Source organism: uncultured Tissierella sp., from assembly GCF_902479755.1.
Classification (GTDB): domain Bacteria; phylum Bacillota; class Clostridia; order Tissierellales; family Tissierellaceae; genus Tissierella; species Tissierella carlieri.
In genome coordinates, this window is sequence record NZ_CABSQO010000004.1 from 107,237 (window position 1) to 126,478 (window position 19,242).

Genomic DNA, 19,242 nt, shown 5'->3' on the forward strand with positions numbered 1-19,242 from the left:
GGGTATGGCAGTTTGGGGGGGAGTTGTGTTATGCTTATTAGGAACGACACCTAACTGCAAACTTAATATTTTGGTATGTATAACCGCATAAAAAGATAACCGTCCTCCATATCGTCTGTCATTTCAAATCCTATGCTACTCCATAACCTTTGTGCTGCTATATTTTCCGGCTCAACTGGTAAAGAAATTTTACTTGCGTTGTACTCTTTACACAAATATTCAACACAAAGCCTAGCTGCTGCCACTCCATAGCCTCTTTTCTGAAAACGGCTATCTATCATGAAATTTATGATTTGATGGTTCTCTTCGCCAATATACATTAAAACATAGCCCACCATCACATCATCGGCATAAATTGCAAAGGGGCGCGAATCATCATAAAACACCCACGCCTCGGCCAAAGACCACGCGACAGGGTCTACAAAGTCTGCATTGGCAACAGATGTACTCAGATTCAAACACTCTTCATAATTATCTTCGTTAATCGTTCTTAATTCTACCAAAAGAATCCTCCTTTCTTAAACATAGCCAAGGTTGTTTAATATAAATAATACCGAACTACGCCTATTTCCTTCGTGTTCGTATAAAAGAATGGTACAATATAGCTCACAAACAGTATAGCAAAGCCCGATGCGAATTGCTATGTCTTTTTATTTGCGGAGCCGATCAGGTTTATTTATCATAAGTATCATATATCCGCGCGGGTCATCCTACGCGAGTATATTATACTTATGAGAGATATGATACATGGTTTGGTGCGGCTTCAATAAAAAGAAGGTACATAGATTATGTAAAGAATTAAATGTGCTAAGACTCCAAAGGATTGTTAAACCTAAGTATCCAAGGAAAATAGTTCAAAATAGAGACATTACAAACTCTAATTCCCTTTGGGAAGTAGATATTAAATATGGTTACATCCATGGTGAAGATAGATTTTTTTATATAGCCTCTTTTCTAGATGTATATGATAGAAACATAGTAGAATACCATTTAAAACCCCAAATAAAAATGCCCGTATAGAATCTTTCCATAGATTGCTAGAGGATAAATATTTATGTATAATAAAAGAAGCGAGAAACATTAAAATATAGATAATCTAAGAAAAAGAAAGTATTCGTCAGTTTTTGTCCAATATTAATGGGTCAATCCGCAACAATTGATAGGGGAATCAAAAATTATGAGCTAAAACTTCGAGAAGTAGATTTGAATAAATCTCGCCTAGAAAATGAAACTTGGTACTTTTCTATAGTGGATGTTATATCAATATTAACAGATAGCAATGAGCCTAGAAGATATTGGAGCGATTTGAAAATTAAGTTAAAAAATGAAGGAAATGAACTGTACGATAAAATCGTACAGTTGAAAATGACAGCAGCAGATGGTAAAAAAAGAATGACGGATGTTGCTGATACAGAAGAACTTTTGCGAATCATACAATCAATTTCATCCCCGAAAGCAGAGTCTTTTAAAATGTGGCTTGCTAGGGTGGGTAGTGAAAGAATTGATGAGACTATTGATCCTGAACTTACCATTGACAGAGCACTGGAAACATATCTTAAAAAAGAATAGATAAATCAAAGATTACAAGCCATTCAAGTACGTAAAGAATTAACTGATGAATGGAATAATTGAGGTGTAAAACAAGGAATTGAATATGCAATACATACTGATGAAATTACAAAAGCATGGGCAGGATTAAGTACAGGACAATATAAGAAGCTTAAAGGATTAAAAAGGGAGAACTTAAGAGATAATATGTCTACATTGGAGCTTGTACTAAATATGCTAGCTGAAGCAACTACTACAGAATTATCAAAGACCACTGAACCTAAAAACTTTGATGAAAATAGAGGAGTGGCAATAAAAGGTGGAAGTATTGCAGGAAATGCTCGGAAGGAAATTAAAAACACTACTGGTAAACCTGTTCTCACAGAAAAAAGTGCTGTTGATTTTACTAGAGTTATTGCAGATATTATTATTGATAGGGAAGACAATAAAAAATAAAAGCAAATAATGCAAGTAATCAGAAATATATAATTCCACCAAGGGGATACTATCTCCCTACGACATCTTTATTGTATTCTCAAGGCATGTGGATAGTATAATTCTGATGATGTATTGTGGTGATAAGGGTAAAAAGTAGAGTTCGACTACAACATATGGTGGTTTTGGAGCAATTTTCGGTCAGAAATGAGCTGAAAAACACCGTTTTTTGCCCCCTGTTTTAGGACGGAATATAGATGTATAGGGTAATTTTAGTGATGGCAGAAGAAAATTGGAAAAAGTAAGGCTAAAAATGAGAGGTGAATCTTATGCTAATTTATTTAGCAATGATTGAATCAGAAGAGGATAAAAGTAAATTTGAACAACTTTATATTACATATAAACAAACAATGTTTTATGTTGCCAATAGGATACTCAAAGATGAATATTTATCAGAGGATGTTGTTCATCAAGCATTTTTAAGAATTATCGATAACTTATCTAAAATAGATAAAATTGATTGTCACAAAACCAAAGGATTTATCGTTGTAATAGTAGAGAATATAGCAATTGATTTCTATCGCAAAAGAAAACGTGAAAATAGTATATCCTTCGATGAAGTGGGAATTTATATAGAAGATGTAAGGAATAACAGTAAATTTATACTGAATGAAATAGAAGAAGCTATCTTAAAATTGCCTATAAACTATTCTACTGTGTTGAGACTAAAATATTCCCAAGGATATACCAATAAATAAATTTCCGAGATTTTGAGATTGTCTGAAGAAAATGTAAGGCAAAGATTAGTAAGAGGCAGGAATAAGTTGGAAGAAATCTTATCTGAAGGGAGTGAGAAGGCTCATGAGTAAATATACAATTGATGATGATTTATTATATAAATATGTTAAAAGTGCAGAAAATATAATGCTTGAAAATTGGCCTAAGGAAGAAGAATTATTTCATAAATTTTCAAAGAGATTTCAAAAAAAGATGAATAAACTTATACAACAAGAAAAAAGATATCCATTTATGAAATCATTTATAAACTATAGTAAGAAAGTTGCAATTATATTTTTAATATTTATATCTATAGTATTTGCTACAACAATGAGTGTAGAAGCATATAGAATTAAGTTTTTTGAAGTAATCACAGAAATATGGGAAGAGTTTACATCAGTAGTTTTCAAAAATAAAGACAATATAAATGAAGATAAATTGATACCGATTAATCCAATCTATATCCCAGATAATTTTAAAATTATAGAGCATGAAATTAACTCTTATGAACAATTTATCTATTGGCAGAATGATAATGGTATTGAAATAATGTTTGAGCAAGCTAAAATTACAGCAAATTCAATTATAACTGATACAGAGGGGATAGATGTAGAAGAACTTTTAATAGGAGAGCAGAAAATTATTTGTTTTACTAATAAAAATGTTAATCAATTTTATTGGAATGATGATAATTATACATATACAATCATTTCAGAATATGATAAAAATGAGTTATTAAAGATGGTTAAGAGTATAATAGATAAAAGATAAACATAAAAATAAAAATGTTTTTAAATTAAGTATCACAAAAGGCCCTTTTCATTCGTTGATATAGTAAGAACAAATGAAGGGGGTCTTTTTATGACTAAGAGAAAACTAATTAAAATTGGATTATCAACTGTAATTTTATTGCAAATTTCAATGCCAGCTTTCGCTGCAGAACATGTTTTAACGCCAATAGAACCAATTGGCAATATACCTATAATAGTCCCATATATGAAATATACAGCAAGAGCTTCTACAAACCTAATCATTGATTCACGAGGTAATGCCACAGTAACAGCATCAATTGATGGCTATAAGGGGATTACAGATAAAGTAAGCATAAGTGCTGAATTACAGCAATATAAAAATGGGAGATGGACAAAGGTTACTTCCTTCTCTGATTCAGATAATTCTCATCGTATAAGAATATATGAAACTGCAAAGGTATCCAAGGGATATAAATATAGAGTTGTTACAAAAGTAACTGCTATACACAATGGAGATAAAGAAACAAAGACCATTACAAGTAGTGAACAGAAATATTAACTACTATGTATGGGAGGTGGTGTTTAATATGAGGGTGTGACTTTTGGTTGTAGGTACTTGAAGATTAAAAAGTCAAAACAAAAGGAGAGATTATATTATGAAAAAGTTGACTACTAAAATTATTAGCTTTATACTTACATTATCAATGATATTAGGCATAGGTACAACTACATTTGCTAATGGTGTTGAATTAAATATCATACAGAGAGATGCTAAACATAGTGATGTTATTGTAACTGATGAGGGTATATACATTAATGGTTCTTACTATACACAAGAACAATTCATTCAATTACTCGATACTGCAATTGAGATAGAAAATCCAACAGGTGGGATAAATACACAAAGTGCTGCAGCATTAGTAGCAGGAACATGGTGGATTCCTGGAATAGGAGAAGTAGTAATAACAGCAGCAGGTGTAATTATTGTTGGTGGTGCAGTAATTAAGGCGGGTACATGGATTTACAATGCTGTAGCAGAATGGTTTGAAGCAAGGGCAGAAGCAAAAGATTATGAAAAGGCAAAAAAAGATGGCAAACCAACCAAAAATCATAGTCGAACTAAATCACACAAACAGAAAGACAAGGGAGAACCTTATTCCTCAAATGATAATTATGATGAAAAAGGTAAATTAAAAGAAAGACGGTACTTTGGCAAAGATGGAAAACCAGATATGGATATACATTATACAGATCATGGTAATCCCAAACTACATCCAAAGGTACCTCATAGACATGATTGGAAAAATGGCAAGCCAGGTCCAGGATATTAATCTGAAATAGTATCAGGAGGTTAAAAGTATGTCTAAAGATGAAACTTATAAATTAGAAAGTTTTATGAAAGATATAAAAATGGGATTAGAAATTGAATTCACTTTTAATGGTAAGGAATATACTTTAAGTAGAAGTGACGATAAATATGCGTTTACAGATGTAAGAGAACAAATCTATGCCTTGTATAACTCTTATGAAGAGTTATTGGAATCTATTAGAATTGAAGGATTTAGTATTATAGATATAATAGATAAAAGACTTTATCAGAACTGGTATGTGTATTAGCTCTAAAATATCGTTGTTACCTATGTAGTAAATTATGATAAAAATGAATTATTAATGATGGTTGAAAGTATAATAAATAAAAAATAAAAAAAATCAAATTAAGTATCATAAAAAGGCCCATTTCATTCGCTGATATAGTAAGAACAAATGAAGGGGGTCTTTTTATGACTAAGAGCAAACTAGTTAAAATTGGATTATCAACTGTAATTTTATTGCAAATCTCAATGCCAGCTTTCGCTGCAGAACATGTTTTAATGCCAATAGAACCAATTGGCAATATACCTATAATAGTTTCATATATGAAATATACAGCAAGAGCTTCTACAAATCTAATCATTGATTTACGAGGTAATCCAGAAGTGGATATTAATGATATTAAAAATGTGTTGTTGGTTTTAAAAGAAGAGCAGATAGCAGTGGATAATATGCACACATCATTAATTCCCTAAGATGGCAATAAAGATAATGATATAGTACTTGAAAAATCATCCTATCATTTTTCACCTAAAATATGGTATAATACAAGGAAATTCTCATTTTGCTCTGAATAATGCACATGAAGACGGGACTTTCATTAAAAAGCATAGCAAGAAGATTTGGATTGAGTCTTCAAGAGGATTAATTAGGGGAGGATACGTTATGAAAATTTCAAAAAATGATGCATTGATATGGTTTGATTTTTTTTCACAATTGGCTGAGGAAGAGGAGATTAGCACAAAACATGAAGAAATCATCTACTCTACCTTTGCGCAAATTGAGGCAACGATTGATCATAGAAATGATACGTTAATGTCGAAAATTAGAAGCTTGAAAACTTTGGAGAATAGAACTTTTTTTGTGGGAAATGAAATCAAATTTCCAAAAGGATGTCGTTCTTGTCTGTTGGGTACTGGTTTGAGTGCAATTAGGAAAACAAACAAATGTAACATAGAGTGTAAGTTCTGTTATAATTATGGGCAATTAGAAGATATTCCTCCAATTGGAGAAGATATGTGGGAAATTGGGGGCACTAAATTTTATGAGAAGGATATTGATTTGCTTCTTTCCATCCACCAGAAACCCACTGGAATTTCCTACGTTTATTTAGAGCCGTTCATGGAAATTGAAAAATACTATTCAGTTATAAAGAAGTTTAATGATGCTCAAATTTATCAACATCTATACACAAATGGCACTTTAGCCACTGAAGAGACATTGAAAGCATTGGGTGAAGCCGGTCTTAACGAGATACGTTTCAACCTGGGGGCTTCTAAGTGTTCAGACAAAGTTATTGAAAATATTGGAATAGCCAAAAAATATATTAAATATGTAGGTATCGAAACTCCAATGACTCCTGAGTTTTTCGAAGAATTTTTTAAGAAAAAGGAAGCAATCTTTGAGACAAAACTCGATTTTATCAATTGTGCAGAACTACATTTAAATGAGAATAACATAGACAATTATTATGGGGAAAACATGTATATTTCCAGACATGGCTATATATCTCCGACTTGGAGTAGGGAATTAACTCTGAAATTCATGAAAATAGCCGATGAAGAAAATTGGGATTTAGTAGTTCATGATTGCTCAAACTATACAAAATTTGCCAGAGGTTTAAATTTGAGCAGCAAAGAGGGTATGTGGTTTGGTGCCAGTAATTATGCTTGTGAGTTTTCTAGGATTCCATACGAAGTATTTATACCAATATTAAATGATGACAATTTTAAATTTTTAAGTGAAGAAGAGTTGCCTGACGACTATAAACCAGAGATGATAGATATTTAGAGTGTTTTGAAACGGAGTCTTCTCTGGAAGAATGATTAAATATTATTTTGTTGATATACCATAGGGCATATTCGTCAGAATTTCTGAAATAGATGGAATTTGTATCAAATAAAACCTTCAAAAAATCAACACATTTTTGAAGGTTTTATTGCTTGCGATTTACTTGAATTGTAAAGCAAAAGCAGGCACCAATCGATAGAAAAATTGGCTGTTATAGAAATATACCTTGTCACCAAGGGGATACCATAGTGGCCTGATATCTTTTTTGTGCACGCAAGGTATGTTGGGATGGTAGTAATGTGACGGAGCAGGTTAGATGTGAAAAACAGGTAAGATGTAGAAAAAAAGATATAGAACAAGGCACTCTACGTTCCAATTCGTAGAGTACCTTGTTCTTTTTTTATGTGTCCACATCCACTGTTATGTCGGACTTGAATTGCACAAGCAGATAGCCTATAAAAAACTAAAACAAATTCTAAGTGACTAGAATTTGTTTATAAAGGGAATACTTATATTTGCATTATAAAGCAAAGAATATAGTATAAATAATCTGTGTAGTGCTCTTATTATGAAAAGAGGGAATTAATGAATATATTAGAAAGAAAGATATTTGAATCAGTACCGGGAAAACAAGTGACATTAGCACATATTATAGCAAATCCAGATGATCGAATCTTTGAAAAATTAGGCTTGAATGATGAAAAGTATCATGCAATTGGTATTTTAACCATAACCCCCCCAGAGGTTGCAATCATCGCTGTGGATATAGCTAAAAAGACTGCACCTATTAAAATAGGCTTTGTTGATAGGTTCAGTGGGTCTGTATTTATCTTAGGGGATGTAGCAGCTGTACAATCTGCTATGGAACAGGTTGTTATTTCTTTAAGGGAACTTATGCAGTTTTCTGTCCCCCAAATAACAAGAACATAATAGGTAGGTATAGAAAATGAAAAAAATTATGTTAATTGGATCAGTTGGAAGTGGAAAAACCACCCTTTGCCAAAGGATTCAAGGAGAGAGCATTAAATATAAAAAAACACAATCGGTTGAGTTCTATTCTCAGATGATTGATACACCAGGTGAGTTTGTCTTGCATAGAAGATTCTATAGTGCTCTACAAATGATGGCCGCTAGTTCAGATATCATTGGATTCGTTTGTAGCGTGACGGAATCAGGCCAGACATTTTCACCCTATTTTGCACAAAATTTTACGAAACCATGTATAGGAATTATTACAAAGATAGATCTAGCACCAAATGAAGAAGCTATTATAAATGCTGAGAAAAGATTAGAGTTAGCAGGTGTCGGGAAAATTTTTCGCCTCTCAGCTGTTGAAGATGAAGGAGTAGCAGAGTTGATAGCCTATCTTTCTAAGAAGAAGGAGGAATAAATTTGCAAATTTATACTAGAACTGGTGATAAAGGTTATACTAAGATAATCGGTGGTATTCAATTAGCAAAAGATAGTGAACGTATAAAAGCATATGGAACTATTGATGAATTAAATAGTTTTGTAGGATATGCTATCACACTTATAAAAAACAATGATTCTTTGAAGAACGAATTAACACAGATCCAACAGTATTTATTTGATTGTGGCAATGATTTAGCAACGCCAACAGGAAAAGGAACGTATCGAGTTACATCTGATTTGACAGAGTGGATTGAAAAGCGTATTGATGCTTATGCAGGTATTCCTCAAGAAGTGGAATCTTTTATTTTGCCAGGTGGTTCACAAGCAGCAAGTATTTTGCATATTTGCAGAACAATTGCCAGAAGAGCAGAAAGAGAGATAGTAACGTTCCAATGGACTAATGATATGAATGAAGAAGTTTTGATATTTGTTAATCGCTTATCAGATTACTTTTTTTCATTAGCACGTGTTGCAAATGTAAATGAAGGCATAAAAGATGTGCTTTATGAAAGAAGTGGGAAGGTATTCCATATAGATTTGAAAAAAGAGGATTTATAATAACTAGGAATACATTTTTAAAAGGCGTCGACAAGATTAAGACTTAATAATATTCTATTAAAAAACAAGCACAATGGCGTGCTGATTTTTAGAGACGAAGCTATAAGAAAATAATCGGATCGATTTATTTTCCTATGGTTTTTTTGTTAGAAAGGAGTAGTAGCTATGCAAAAAATAAGATTTGGAACAACATTATATATTGGTGAAGAAAGTCTGAAAAGATTATCAGATTTTAAGAATGAAAAGATTTTGATAGTAACAGATTCTTTTATTGCTTCATCAGAGTTACTTTCACATATTAGAAACTATATTGATAGCAGCACAGAAATAATGGTGTTTTCTGAAGTTATTCCAGATCCCCCAATTGATAACATTGTTGCTGGGTTAGAATATAGTAAGGGTTTTCCAGCTACAATTTTATTAGCAATAGGTGGTGGCTCTGCTATAGATGCAGCAAAAGCTATGCTTTATTTTGGTAAATTGACGGATAGATTTAGTGGGATACGATTTGTTACTATTCCTACAACAAGTGGAACGGGTTCAGAGGTTACGAATTTCTCGATTATCACTGATGATGAAAAGGGAACAAAATATCCATTGATTACGGATCAAATATTGCCAGATGAAGCTATTTTAGATTCTGGTCTTGTTGCAGGTTTACCACCTAAGCAAACTGCCGATACAGGTATTGATGTTCTTACTCACGCTATAGAAGCTTATGTTTCCACTAGTGCCAATGATATCTCTGATGCTTTAAGTGAAAAAGCTATACGATATGTATTCACTTATTTAGATAGAGCTTATAAAGATGGAAATGATAAAGAAGCACGTGAAAAAATGCATATGGCCTCAACAATGGCTGGAATGGCCTTTAACATAGCTTCACTAGGGCTAAACCATGGTATAGCACATGCAGCAGGAGCACGTTGGCATATTCCACATGGAAGAATAAATGGTATCTTATTACCAAATATTATTCGCTATAATGCAGGAGTTACTGAAGGGAATTATACTAAGAATACTACCACCGCTGCAAATCGGTATGCAGAAATCGCTAAATTCTTAGGATTAAATGCCGGAAGCGCACAAATAGGTGTACGAAGTTTAGTAAATGCAATCCTTGCACTTGAAAAGAGACTTTCCATTCCAAAGAATCTTTCCGAATGGGGAGTTAGCAAGGAACAATTTGAATCAGATAAAAATGTAATAGCAGAAGCTGCTCTTGCAGATCGTTCTACAGCAACAAACCCTATTGCTCCAACTAAAGAGGATGTAATTAATATTCTAAGGAAATCATTTATATAAATTTTGATTAAATGAGGTGATTACTTGGAAGGAAATGAAAGAATTATACAGGAATATGTTCCTGGTAAACAAATCACCGTTGCACATATTATTGCAAAGGCTGACTCGGAACTATATCCAAAGATGGGGATAGTACAATCTGGAAATGAAGCAGTCGGGATTTTAACTATAACACCAAGTGAAGCATCAATTATCGCTGTTGATATAGCGACAAAAGCTGCTGAAATAGAAATTGGCTTTGTCGACAGATTTTCAGGTGCGGTGGTTATAATAGGGGATGTTTCCTCAGTTAAAATTGCTTTAGAAAACATTTTAGAAACCATGGAAAGTCTTTTAGATTTTACTGTTGCACCTTTATCTAGCACTTAATGGATACGAAATTATCCTTACCATGTTAATGGAAGACAATGGTATTTGTTATGATGTTCATAATGAAAATATCTTTAACTTGAGATTGCATATTATAACTAGTTTTGTAAAAAAATAAATTATCGGGAAAAATTGATATTGAATCCATTAATGAAGGGGCAAAAATTATAATTATACCTAAAATTAAAATATAAACTATGACAATGAGGTTATAGATAAAAGCAAAGGCGCTTAATAAGGGGACAATTATAGACCTTTTATTAAGCGTTTGTTTTTTGAAAAATTTTAAAATATTCAACATATTTAAAGGGAGTAGATAAAATGTCAGAAACTTTATTAAGCGTTGGTATTGATATTGGAACATCAACAACACAATTAATTTTATCAGAACTTTCAATTGAAAATATGGCATCAGTTTTTACAATTCCAAGAGTTTCTATTACGGATAAAAAGGTGATATTTAAGAGTGATATTATCTTTACTCCTATATTAGAAAACAATCTAATAGATTCAGATAGTATAAAGGCATTTGTAGAGCAGCAATACAAAAGAGCAGGTATCACAAAATCAGATATTCAGACTGGGGCAGTCATTATAACTGGGGAAACAGTCCGAAAGGAAAATGCCCAGACAGTCGCTAAAGCTTTAAGTGGCTTTGCTGGAGATTTTGTTGTGGCAACAGCTGGCCCTGATTTAGAGAGTATTATCGCTGGTAAAGGGGCAGGCACTTATTCCTATTCTGAAAGCCAACACACAACGGCTGTAAACCTTGATATTGGAGGCGGGACAACAAATCTAGCAGTATTTAACGATGGGGATATTGAGGATACGGCTTGCTTTGATATTGGAGGTCGCTTGATAAAGGTGGATACCAATGAAATCATTCGTTATATTTCCCCAAAAGTAAGGGAAATCATAAAAAGAGAAGCTTTAGATATTCACCTAGATGAAAAGATAAATCTTAAGGAACTAAATAAACTTTTAGATATATTTGTACAGGTACTAGAAAACAGCATTGGATTAGGTGAAAAGAACCCTTATTTTGACTTGCTGATAACCAACAAACCATTGAGCACAAAGCTGCAAATTAAATGTATTTCATTTTCTGGTGGCGTAGCAGATGGCATTACAAAAGAAAGTTTACAAGATCCCTTTGAATATGGTGATATTGGACTTTTGTTAGGCAAGAAAATAAGTGGCTCACTCCTTATGACAGCCCTTAAGGTGATTCCAGCAGTAGAAACCATTCGTGCAACTGTAGTAGGAGCAGGATCACACACCACTGATGTTTCTGGAAGTACAATCACCTATAAAGAAGACATACTTCCACTTAAGAATATCCCCATCTTACAGTTATCCAAAGATGATGAAAGTACGTATAATTGTGGGAATTTAGGAGATATTATTCAAGAAAAAGTAAAATGGTTTATGGTAGACGGGGAAGTGCAAATTATTGGATTAGGTGTAGAAGGTGTACATAGTCCTTCCTTCAAATTTATTCAAGATTTAGCAAAAGAAATAATAAAGGGTTTAGATTTGTTGATTAAGGAGAAATTGCCACTTGTTATTGTAGTGAAAGAAGATATGGCAAAGGCACTAGGCCATAGCCTGTATGCACATCTTCCTAAAGATTATCCATTTATATGTATAGATAGTGTTCATGTACGAAATGGAGATTATATCGACATTGGAAAGCCCATTGCAGAAGGTTCTGTTTTACCAGTAGTTATAAAGACACTAGTATTTAATTAAAGATAAAAGGAGGATGTACAATGATTTTAAAGACAAAGCTTTTTGGCAAAACCTATCAATTTTCATCCGTAATGGAAGTTATGGGGAAGGCTAATGAAGAAAAATCTGGGGATAATTTAGCTGGAGTTGCGGCAGGTAGTGCTGAAGAAAGAGTTGCAGCTAAAGTTGTTCTATCACAATTAACGCTTTCAGATTTATTTAACAACCCTGCAGTGCCATATGAAAAGGATGAGGTAACACGCATTATTATTGATAATGTTAATCTTAGAACTTATGAAAAGATTAAAAATTGGACAGTAGCTGAATTAAGAGAATGGATTTTAAATAGCAATACGACAAACTATGATATTCATCGTATATCAAATGGTCTAACTGCTGAAATGGTAGCAGCAGTTGCCAAAATTATGTCCAACTTAGACTTAATAGTAGGAGCTCAAAAGATCACAATAACTAAGACTGCTAATACCACAATTGGTATTCCAGGAACTTTTTCAACCCGTTTACAACCAAATCATCCTACTGATAATGTGGATGGTATCATGGCTTCAGTTATGGAAGGCTTATCTATGGGAGCTGGAGATGCAGTAATAGGTCTAAATCCAGTAGACGATACAACAGAAAGTGTAAAGCGTATTCTTCATAAGTTTAATGATTTTATCAATGAGTGGGAAATACCAACACAACATGTTGTTTTAGCTCACGTAGCTACTCAGATGGAAGCAATGGAGCAAGGAGCTCCAACAGGATTAGTATTCCAATCCATCGCAGGATCTGAAAAAGGAAATGCAGCTTTTGGGATTTCTGCTAAGATGCTTTCAGAAGCAAAGGACATGGCTTTAAAGTTGGGGACGGCAGTTGGTCCAAATGTTATGTACTTTGAGACAGGTCAAGGTTCAGAACTTTCTTCCGATGCTCATAATGGTGTAGATCAACTGACTATGGAAGCTAGATGTTATGGATTTGCAAAATATTTTGATCCGTTCCTTGTTAATACAGTTGTTGGATTTATTGGGCCAGAATATCTGTATGACTCTAAACAAGTTATCCGTGCAGGTCTAGAGGATCATTTTATGGGTAAGTTAACTGGTATTTCCATGGGCTGTGATGTTTGTTACACCAACCATATGAAGGCAGATCAAAATGATGCTGAAAACTTAACAGTTTTACTTGCAACAGCTGGTGTAAACTTTATCATGGCTATTCCAAATGGTGATGATATTATGTTGAATTATCAAACCACAGGATACCATGAAGGTGCATCAATTAGACAATTATTAAATAAACGAACAATAAAAGAATTTGACCAATGGTTAGAAAAAATGGGATTCAGTGAAAATGGACGTTTAACTTCTAAAGCTGGTGATGCATCTGTATTCTTAAAGCATTAAATATTTCTAAGAGGAGGGATAACTAATGGATGAATTAAACTTAAAAGAAATGATTAAATCAATTTTAAATGAAATGGTAGATGAAGTATCACCAGTTATAAATGGTTCAACCACAAAAACAACTGTAGACATAATGCAATCTGCTAAGCCCCAGAAAGTTGAAGAGGGATTTATACCAGATATTACAGAAGTAGATATTCGCAATCAATTTTTAGTGCCAGATCCAGTAGATAAAGAAGGTTATCTAAAAATGAAATCCTATACACCAGCTCGCTTGGGATTATGGAGGGCAGGTACAAGATATATGACAGAACCTAGTCTTCGATTCCGTGCTGACCATGCTGCTGCCCAAGATGCTGTATTCTCTTATGTTAGCGAAGATTTAATTAAAGAGCTTGGATTTCTAGAGGTTGCTACTGAATGCAAGGATAAAGATGAATATATTACACGTCCAGATTTAGGTCGTAAGTTTTCAAATGAAGCAATAAATAGAATAAAAGAGGCTGTGAAACCAAATCAGAAAGTACAGGTTATCGTTGGTGATGGCTTAAGTTCAGCAGCAATAGAGGCAAATATTAGAGATGTTTTGCCTTCCTTACGACAAGGCCTTAAGATGTTTGGACTTGACTTTGGAGAGGTTGTCTTTATAAAACATTGTCGCGTACCAGCTATGGATCAGATTGGTGAAGCAACAGGAGCTGATGTGGTCTGTCTTTTAATCGGAGAAAGGCCAGGTCTTGTTACATCGGAATCTATGAGTGCATATATAGCTTATAAACCAACCATTGGTATGCCAGAGGCTAGAAGGACAGTAGTCTCCAATATTCATAGACAAGGAACCCCAGCAGTAGAAGCAGGAGCATATATTGCTGAAATTATCAAGAGAATGTTAGATAATAAAGCGTCTGGCTTAGATTTAAAAGAAAAATAAAAAGCTACTTGATTTAAAGAGGAGGTTTCCTAATGAAAAATGAACGATTAGGTGCAAATGTTCTAAGTGTGAAAATCATTCCAAATGTTGATGATGGATTGGCAAAGGAATTAAAATTAGCACCAAACCAAAAAAGCTTAGGGATTATTACATCTGATTCTGATGATGTAACATATGTAGCATTAGATGAAGCAACGAAGGCATCAGATGTAGAAGTTGTATATGCAAGAAGTATGTATGCTGGAGCTGCTAATGCTTCTACAAAATTAGCAGGAGAAGTTATTGGAATTTTAGCAGGTCCAAGTCCAGCAGAGATACGAAGTGGTCTAGATCGTGCTATTGAGGTAATAGAAAATGAAGCTAGCTTTTATAGTGCAAATGATGATAATTCAATAATTTATTTTGCCCATTGCGTATCTAGAACAGGTTCTTATCTTTCAAAAGGAGCAAATGTTAAAGAAGGAGAAGCCATTGCTTATTTAATAGCACCACCGCTTGAAGCAGTTGTAGCTATTGATTCGGCTTTGAAAGCTGCTGATGTAAAAATGAATGTATTTTATGGGCCTCCATCTGAAACAAACTTTGCAGGAGCATTATTAACAGGGTCACAATCTGCTTGTAGAGCAGCATGTGAAGCATTTGCCAAAGCTGTGGAAGCCGTTGCTGATAGCCCAACCAGCTATTAGGTGGTGGTTAATTATGGCTAAGGCATTGGGTTTAATTGAAGTACGTGGAAAGTTAGGAGCAATCCTAGCAGCAGATGCAGCTGTAAAGGCGGCAAATGTAACTCTATTTGGAAGTGAAGTAATCCGTGGAGGATTGACAACAATTCATATTATTGGAGATGTTGCGGCAGTGAAAGCAGCAGTTGAGGCAGGTGAATTTGCTGTGGCAAATAAGAATTGTCTAATCAGTAGCCATGTTATCCCACGTTTGGATAACCAAGTTGAGCAGATGTTGATGAAATCATTTGGTAAGAAAGAAGATAATCCTTCGGATTCAAAGGAATCAAATCAACCCATTATGGAAGAAATAGAGAAAGACGAAATAGTGGAAGAAAAAAAGGATACTTTACTCGTACCTTTGAATGAATCAAAAGAAATTCTGCAAGAAAATTTGGAACATGGAGCAGATACAATTGTAGATTCGTTCTTTAATAAAAGAGAACTAGAAAAAATGAAAGTGGCTGACTTACGTTCACTTGCATATAAATTAAATCTTTCTACCATAAAGAAATCAGAAATTAGATCTGCTAATAAAGCAGTGCTTATTGAAGCATTGCTAGATAAAGGAGTTGAACATTAATGGGATTGATAGATAAAGACCTTGTTTCAGTTCAAGAAACTAGGGATCTACTGAAGAAAGCAAAAGAAGCACAAAAAGAAATTGCTAAGTTATCTCAAGAACAAATCGACACCATTTGCAAGGCTATAGCAAAGGCAGCTTTTGACAATCGTGTGAAACTAGCTAAAATGGCGCAAGAAGAAACAGGATTTGGAAGATGGCAAGATAAAGTCCTTAAAAATGCCTTTGCATCAAGAGATTTATTAAATGCAATTAAAGATATGAAGACAGTTGGTATAATCACAAATAATATAGAAGCTAAATATATGGAAGTAGCGGTTCCTGTTGGAGTGATTGCAGGTCTTATTCCTTCAACAAATCCGACATCAACAGTTATCTATAAAGCACTAATAAGCATTAAGGCAGGAAATGCTATTGTGTTTTCACCTCATCCAAGTGCAGTAAATTGTATCAAGGAAACAGTTCGCATTATAAATGAAGCAGGAAAAAGTGTTGGCTTACCAGATGGTGCTATTAGTGTAATTACAACAGTTACAATAGAGGCAACAAATGAATTAATGAAAAGTGAAAATACAGACTTAATTCTTGCTACTGGTGGGTCTGCAATGGTTCGTGCAGCATATTCCTCTGGAACACCAGCAATTGGAGTTGGGCCGGGTAATGGACCTGCATTTATAGAACGTAGTGCGAATATCCCAAAAGCAGTTGAGCTTATTCTTGCATCTAAGACATTTGATAATGGTACAGTTTGTGCATCTGAACAGTCTATTATCGTTGAAGAAGTTAGTAAAGAAAAAGTGATTGCAGAATTCAAGAAACAAGGTGGTTATTTTTTATCAAAAGAAGATGCCCTGAAACTTGAAAAGTATATTCTACGACCAAACGGTACAATGAATCCTAAGATAGTTGGAAGGACTGCACAGGTTGTTGCTGAATTAGCTGGTATTTCTGTACCAGAAGATGCAAAAGTTCTTATTGCTGAAGAGACACGTGTTGGTAATCTTGCACCTTATTCAAGGGAAAAATTATCACCAATTTTAGCTTTTTATACGGTAAATACTTGGGAAGAAGCTCGCGATTTAAGTATGGAGATCTTATACTTTGAAGGTGCAGGACACACCATGGTTATTCACACAACAAACAAAAGAATTACAGAAGAGTTTGCCTTAAAAGTACCAGTTTCACGGCTACTAATAAACTGTTCGGCTACATTAGGTGGAATAGGAGCAACTACAAACCTTATGCCTGCCTTGACACTAGGTTGTGGAGCTATAGGAGGAAGTTCTACTTCTGACAATGTTGGGCCACAGAATTTATTTAATCTTCGCCGAGTTGTTTATGGCGTTAGGACATTAGATGAAATACGTGGAGAAGATATATTTGAAGAAGTTAGTGCTATAGCTGTTGAAGACTTGGGACTTAGTAAGGATCAATTGGTAGATTTACTTGTTGAACGTGTTCTACAAAAGTTAAAGTAAGTAAAGAGTAACGCAATAACATTGATAACAAAATAAAAATATAAAAAATCTAGGAGGATATTATAATGGCTAATACAAACGCATTAGGTATGATTGAAACAAAAGGATTGGTAGCAGCAGTAGAGGCAGCAGATGCAATGGTTAAAGCAGCAAATGTAACATTAATTGGAAAAGAGCAAGTAGGTGGCGGATTAGTAACAGTTATGGTTCGTGGAGATGTAGGAGCTGTTAAAGCTGCAACAGATGCTGGAGCAGCAGCGGCAGAGGCAGTTGGTGAATTAATATCTGTTCATGTAATACCACGTCCACATATGGAAGTAGATGTGATTCTACCAAAATACGATACTCAATCATAACTAGGTTTCGAACATTCACGATGAAAGCTTAAAGTTGGAAGATAAAAAGTGGGGCTGAGGCATAATAAAAGCTTATGCCCAGCCTTTTCTTTATCGAGGGGAAGTGAATACTAATGGCTATTTTAACGGAAAGTAAAATAAAAAAACTACTCCGTACGACGAAATTAAAAGAAACAAAACTCTTAGTTTTAGAACCTGGAACTGTAATTACACCTTCTGCAAAAGAATATCTAAAGGATATTACTATTGAATATATGGAAATACCAGAATCATCTGATACTAAGGAGAAAGAAGAAACTTTTCCAATGACTCAGTTAGAAGTAAGCGAACCAAAAAATGTAGAAAATATTCAAGAGACTTTAATGTATGATAATAGAAAAAAGCAGAAAATGTGGAAGAGTCACTTAACTTATCAAGTTAAAATTGATATTATAATAAGCCATATTCTAACTTTACAAAAGAAAAGTCACCATATAGGAAAGATGGAGTTAGTAGGGGCTTTAAATACTATCTTAATTGTAGTCAAGACAATAGCAACGGAGATTTTAGCTTCAGACAAATTAGATCTGGTACAGGAAATTGAAAAGTGGTTGGAAGACAAAAAGTCATACGTTGCCAGTTTATATCCGGAAGGCTCCTTTATTCCAACTTATAAAGATGAAGAATATGTCATAGATTTATTTGAGTTACATGCATATTTACAAGAACTAGAATATTTTATTGCTAAAGAAATGAAAGAGATTCTAACATCTGAGGATTATATAAATTGCATTTCAATAGTGACTATTTTAAAGGATTATTGTTGGATTTTGATTGTGCAGTCAAAAGAAAATTCAGTAGAATAGGGGCGAGAATATGACTAAAAATAATATTGATACAATCGTGGATACAGTTGTCTCTCGTATATACGAAGTAATGGATCAAACTTTTGAAATTGAAGCAAGTGGACGCCATATCCATTTAAATCGGGAGGCAATAGATTCTCTCTTTGGAGATGGTTATCAATTACATCCATCGAAATATTTATCACAGCCAGGCGAATTTGCATCAGAAGAACGAGTGAGTATTAAAGGACCTAAAGGCATTATTCATAATGTTATAATTCTTGGGCCGGAACGGAAAAACTGTCAAGTGGAGGTTTCGTTAACAGATGCACGTTCACTAGGTGTAAATGCGCCGGTTCAATTAAGTGGAAATATTGAAAACACTCCAGGAATTATTATGATGAATGGCTCTAAGTCTTTTGTCTTAGATAGAGGTGTCATAGTTGCAAAACGCCATCTTCATGTAAAAGATATAGATGCTGAAAGGTTAGGTGTCAAAGATAAAGAGAGAGTATCTGTTCAGGTGTTTAGTGAAAGACCACTCATATTTGATGACGTTATAGTGAGAGTAAGTCCCAAGTTTGAGACTTCTATGCACATTGATTACGATGAAGCAAATGCCTGCGGTCATAAGAAAGGTGTACGAGGACGTATTGTTAAGAGGTGATAT

At 34.0% G+C, this 19,242-nt stretch carries 24 protein-coding genes and 1 pseudogene; 24 read left to right on the forward strand and 1 reads right to left on the reverse strand.

Annotated elements, in window-relative coordinates; all coding sequences use genetic code 11:
* Positions 1-62 precede the first annotated feature (62 nt).
* Positions 63-503 (reverse strand): GNAT family N-acetyltransferase, encoded by a 441-nt coding sequence (locus tag RDK80_RS03725; RefSeq protein ID WP_308523514.1) that lies wholly within the window; start codon positions 501-503, stop codon positions 63-65.
* 244 nt (positions 504-747) lie between these two features.
* Between RDK80_RS03725 and RDK80_RS03730 the strand changes: the two genes are divergently transcribed.
* The 24 genes and pseudogenes from RDK80_RS03730 (at position 748) to eutD (ending at position 19,239) form a co-directional block, all read left to right on the forward strand.
* On the forward strand, positions 748-1,020 hold the full coding sequence (locus tag RDK80_RS03730; protein WP_308523515.1) for a hypothetical protein: 273 nt from the start codon (positions 748-750) through the stop codon (positions 1,018-1,020).
* Between the two features lie 183 nt (positions 1,021-1,203).
* Entirely contained in the window at positions 1,204-1,569 is a 366-nt protein-coding gene (locus tag RDK80_RS03735) for a Bro-N domain-containing protein (RefSeq protein WP_308523516.1), read from the forward strand.
* Between the two features lie 186 nt (positions 1,570-1,755).
* On the forward strand, positions 1,756-2,004 hold the full coding sequence (locus RDK80_RS03740) for a hypothetical protein (RefSeq protein ID WP_246565959.1): 249 nt from the start codon (positions 1,756-1,758) through the stop codon (positions 2,002-2,004).
* Between the two features lie 308 nt (positions 2,005-2,312).
* Positions 2,313-2,741 (forward strand): sigma-70 family RNA polymerase sigma factor, encoded by a 429-nt coding sequence (locus tag RDK80_RS03745; RefSeq protein ID WP_308523517.1) that lies wholly within the window; start codon positions 2,313-2,315, stop codon positions 2,739-2,741.
* A gap of 103 nt (positions 2,742-2,844) precedes the next feature.
* Positions 2,845-3,531 carry a DUF4367 domain-containing protein gene (locus tag RDK80_RS03750; RefSeq protein WP_308523518.1) on the forward strand — a complete coding sequence of 229 codons (687 nt, stop codon included), beginning with the start codon at positions 2,845-2,847 and terminating at the stop codon, positions 3,529-3,531.
* Between the two features lie 90 nt (positions 3,532-3,621).
* The gene (locus tag RDK80_RS03755) at positions 3,622-4,071 is read left to right on the forward strand and encodes a hypothetical protein (protein WP_216562831.1); all 450 of its coding nucleotides are present in this window, start codon (positions 3,622-3,624) and stop codon (positions 4,069-4,071) included.
* A 97-nt stretch (positions 4,072-4,168) separates the two neighbouring features.
* Positions 4,169-4,843: a hypothetical protein gene (locus tag RDK80_RS03760; protein ID WP_308523519.1), complete on the forward strand. Its 675-nt coding sequence runs from the start codon at positions 4,169-4,171 to the stop codon at positions 4,841-4,843.
* A gap of 28 nt (positions 4,844-4,871) precedes the next feature.
* Positions 4,872-5,129, forward strand: coding sequence for a hypothetical protein (locus tag RDK80_RS03765; protein ID WP_216562827.1), 258 nt, complete (start codon positions 4,872-4,874; stop codon positions 5,127-5,129).
* Between the two features lie 164 nt (positions 5,130-5,293).
* On the forward strand, positions 5,294-5,578 hold the full coding sequence (locus tag RDK80_RS03770; RefSeq protein WP_216562825.1) for a hypothetical protein: 285 nt from the start codon (positions 5,294-5,296) through the stop codon (positions 5,576-5,578).
* A gap of 190 nt (positions 5,579-5,768) precedes the next feature.
* A complete protein-coding gene (locus tag RDK80_RS03775; RefSeq protein ID WP_308523520.1) occupies positions 5,769-6,893 on the forward strand; it encodes a radical SAM protein in 1,125 nt (374 codons plus the stop codon).
* A gap of 585 nt (positions 6,894-7,478) precedes the next feature.
* Entirely contained in the window at positions 7,479-7,823 is a 345-nt protein-coding gene (locus tag RDK80_RS03780) for a BMC domain-containing protein (protein WP_308523521.1), read from the forward strand.
* A 16-nt stretch (positions 7,824-7,839) separates the two neighbouring features.
* Positions 7,840-8,283 (forward strand): EutP/PduV family microcompartment system protein, encoded by a 444-nt coding sequence (locus RDK80_RS03785; protein ID WP_216562821.1) that lies wholly within the window; start codon positions 7,840-7,842, stop codon positions 8,281-8,283.
* Positions 8,284-8,285: 2 nt separating this feature from the next.
* A complete protein-coding gene (locus RDK80_RS03790; RefSeq protein WP_094899915.1) occupies positions 8,286-8,864 on the forward strand; it encodes a cob(I)yrinic acid a,c-diamide adenosyltransferase in 579 nt (192 codons plus the stop codon).
* Positions 8,865-9,029: 165 nt separating this feature from the next.
* Positions 9,030-10,169 carry a 1-propanol dehydrogenase PduQ gene (locus RDK80_RS03795; protein WP_216562820.1) on the forward strand — a complete coding sequence of 380 codons (1,140 nt, stop codon included), beginning with the start codon at positions 9,030-9,032 and terminating at the stop codon, positions 10,167-10,169.
* Positions 10,170-10,193: 24 nt separating this feature from the next.
* Entirely contained in the window at positions 10,194-10,538 is a 345-nt protein-coding gene (locus RDK80_RS03800; protein ID WP_094899917.1) for a BMC domain-containing protein, read from the forward strand.
* A 321-nt stretch (positions 10,539-10,859) separates the two neighbouring features.
* Complete coding sequence (gene eutA, locus RDK80_RS03805; protein ID WP_308523522.1) at positions 10,860-12,290, forward strand: ethanolamine ammonia-lyase reactivating factor EutA; 1,431 nt, start codon at positions 10,860-10,862, stop codon at positions 12,288-12,290.
* A gap of 20 nt (positions 12,291-12,310) precedes the next feature.
* Positions 12,311-13,678, forward strand: coding sequence for an ethanolamine ammonia-lyase subunit EutB (locus RDK80_RS03810; protein ID WP_308523523.1), 1,368 nt, complete (start codon positions 12,311-12,313; stop codon positions 13,676-13,678).
* A 25-nt stretch (positions 13,679-13,703) separates the two neighbouring features.
* Positions 13,704-14,609: an ethanolamine ammonia-lyase subunit EutC gene (eutC, locus tag RDK80_RS03815; protein ID WP_308523524.1), complete on the forward strand. Its 906-nt coding sequence runs from the start codon at positions 13,704-13,706 to the stop codon at positions 14,607-14,609.
* A 32-nt stretch (positions 14,610-14,641) separates the two neighbouring features.
* Positions 14,642-15,295, forward strand: coding sequence for an ethanolamine utilization microcompartment protein EutL (gene eutL, locus RDK80_RS03820; RefSeq protein ID WP_308523525.1), 654 nt, complete (start codon positions 14,642-14,644; stop codon positions 15,293-15,295).
* A 13-nt stretch (positions 15,296-15,308) separates the two neighbouring features.
* Positions 15,309-15,578: pseudogene (locus RDK80_RS20085) on the forward strand (BMC domain-containing protein); the annotation flags it as partial.
* A 335-nt stretch (positions 15,579-15,913) separates the two neighbouring features.
* Positions 15,914-17,392, forward strand: a complete 1,479-nt coding sequence (locus tag RDK80_RS03830; RefSeq protein WP_308523527.1) for an acetaldehyde dehydrogenase (acetylating) — start codon at positions 15,914-15,916, stop codon at positions 17,390-17,392.
* Positions 17,393-17,457: 65 nt separating this feature from the next.
* Positions 17,458-17,748, forward strand: a complete 291-nt coding sequence (locus tag RDK80_RS03835; protein ID WP_094899924.1) for a BMC domain-containing protein — start codon at positions 17,458-17,460, stop codon at positions 17,746-17,748.
* Between the two features lie 113 nt (positions 17,749-17,861).
* Positions 17,862-18,593: a hypothetical protein gene (locus tag RDK80_RS03840; RefSeq protein WP_308523528.1), complete on the forward strand. Its 732-nt coding sequence runs from the start codon at positions 17,862-17,864 to the stop codon at positions 18,591-18,593.
* Between the two features lie 10 nt (positions 18,594-18,603).
* Positions 18,604-19,239, forward strand: a complete 636-nt coding sequence (gene eutD, locus RDK80_RS03845) for an ethanolamine utilization phosphate acetyltransferase EutD (protein WP_308523529.1) — start codon at positions 18,604-18,606, stop codon at positions 19,237-19,239.
* Positions 19,240-19,242: the final 3 nt, after the last annotated feature.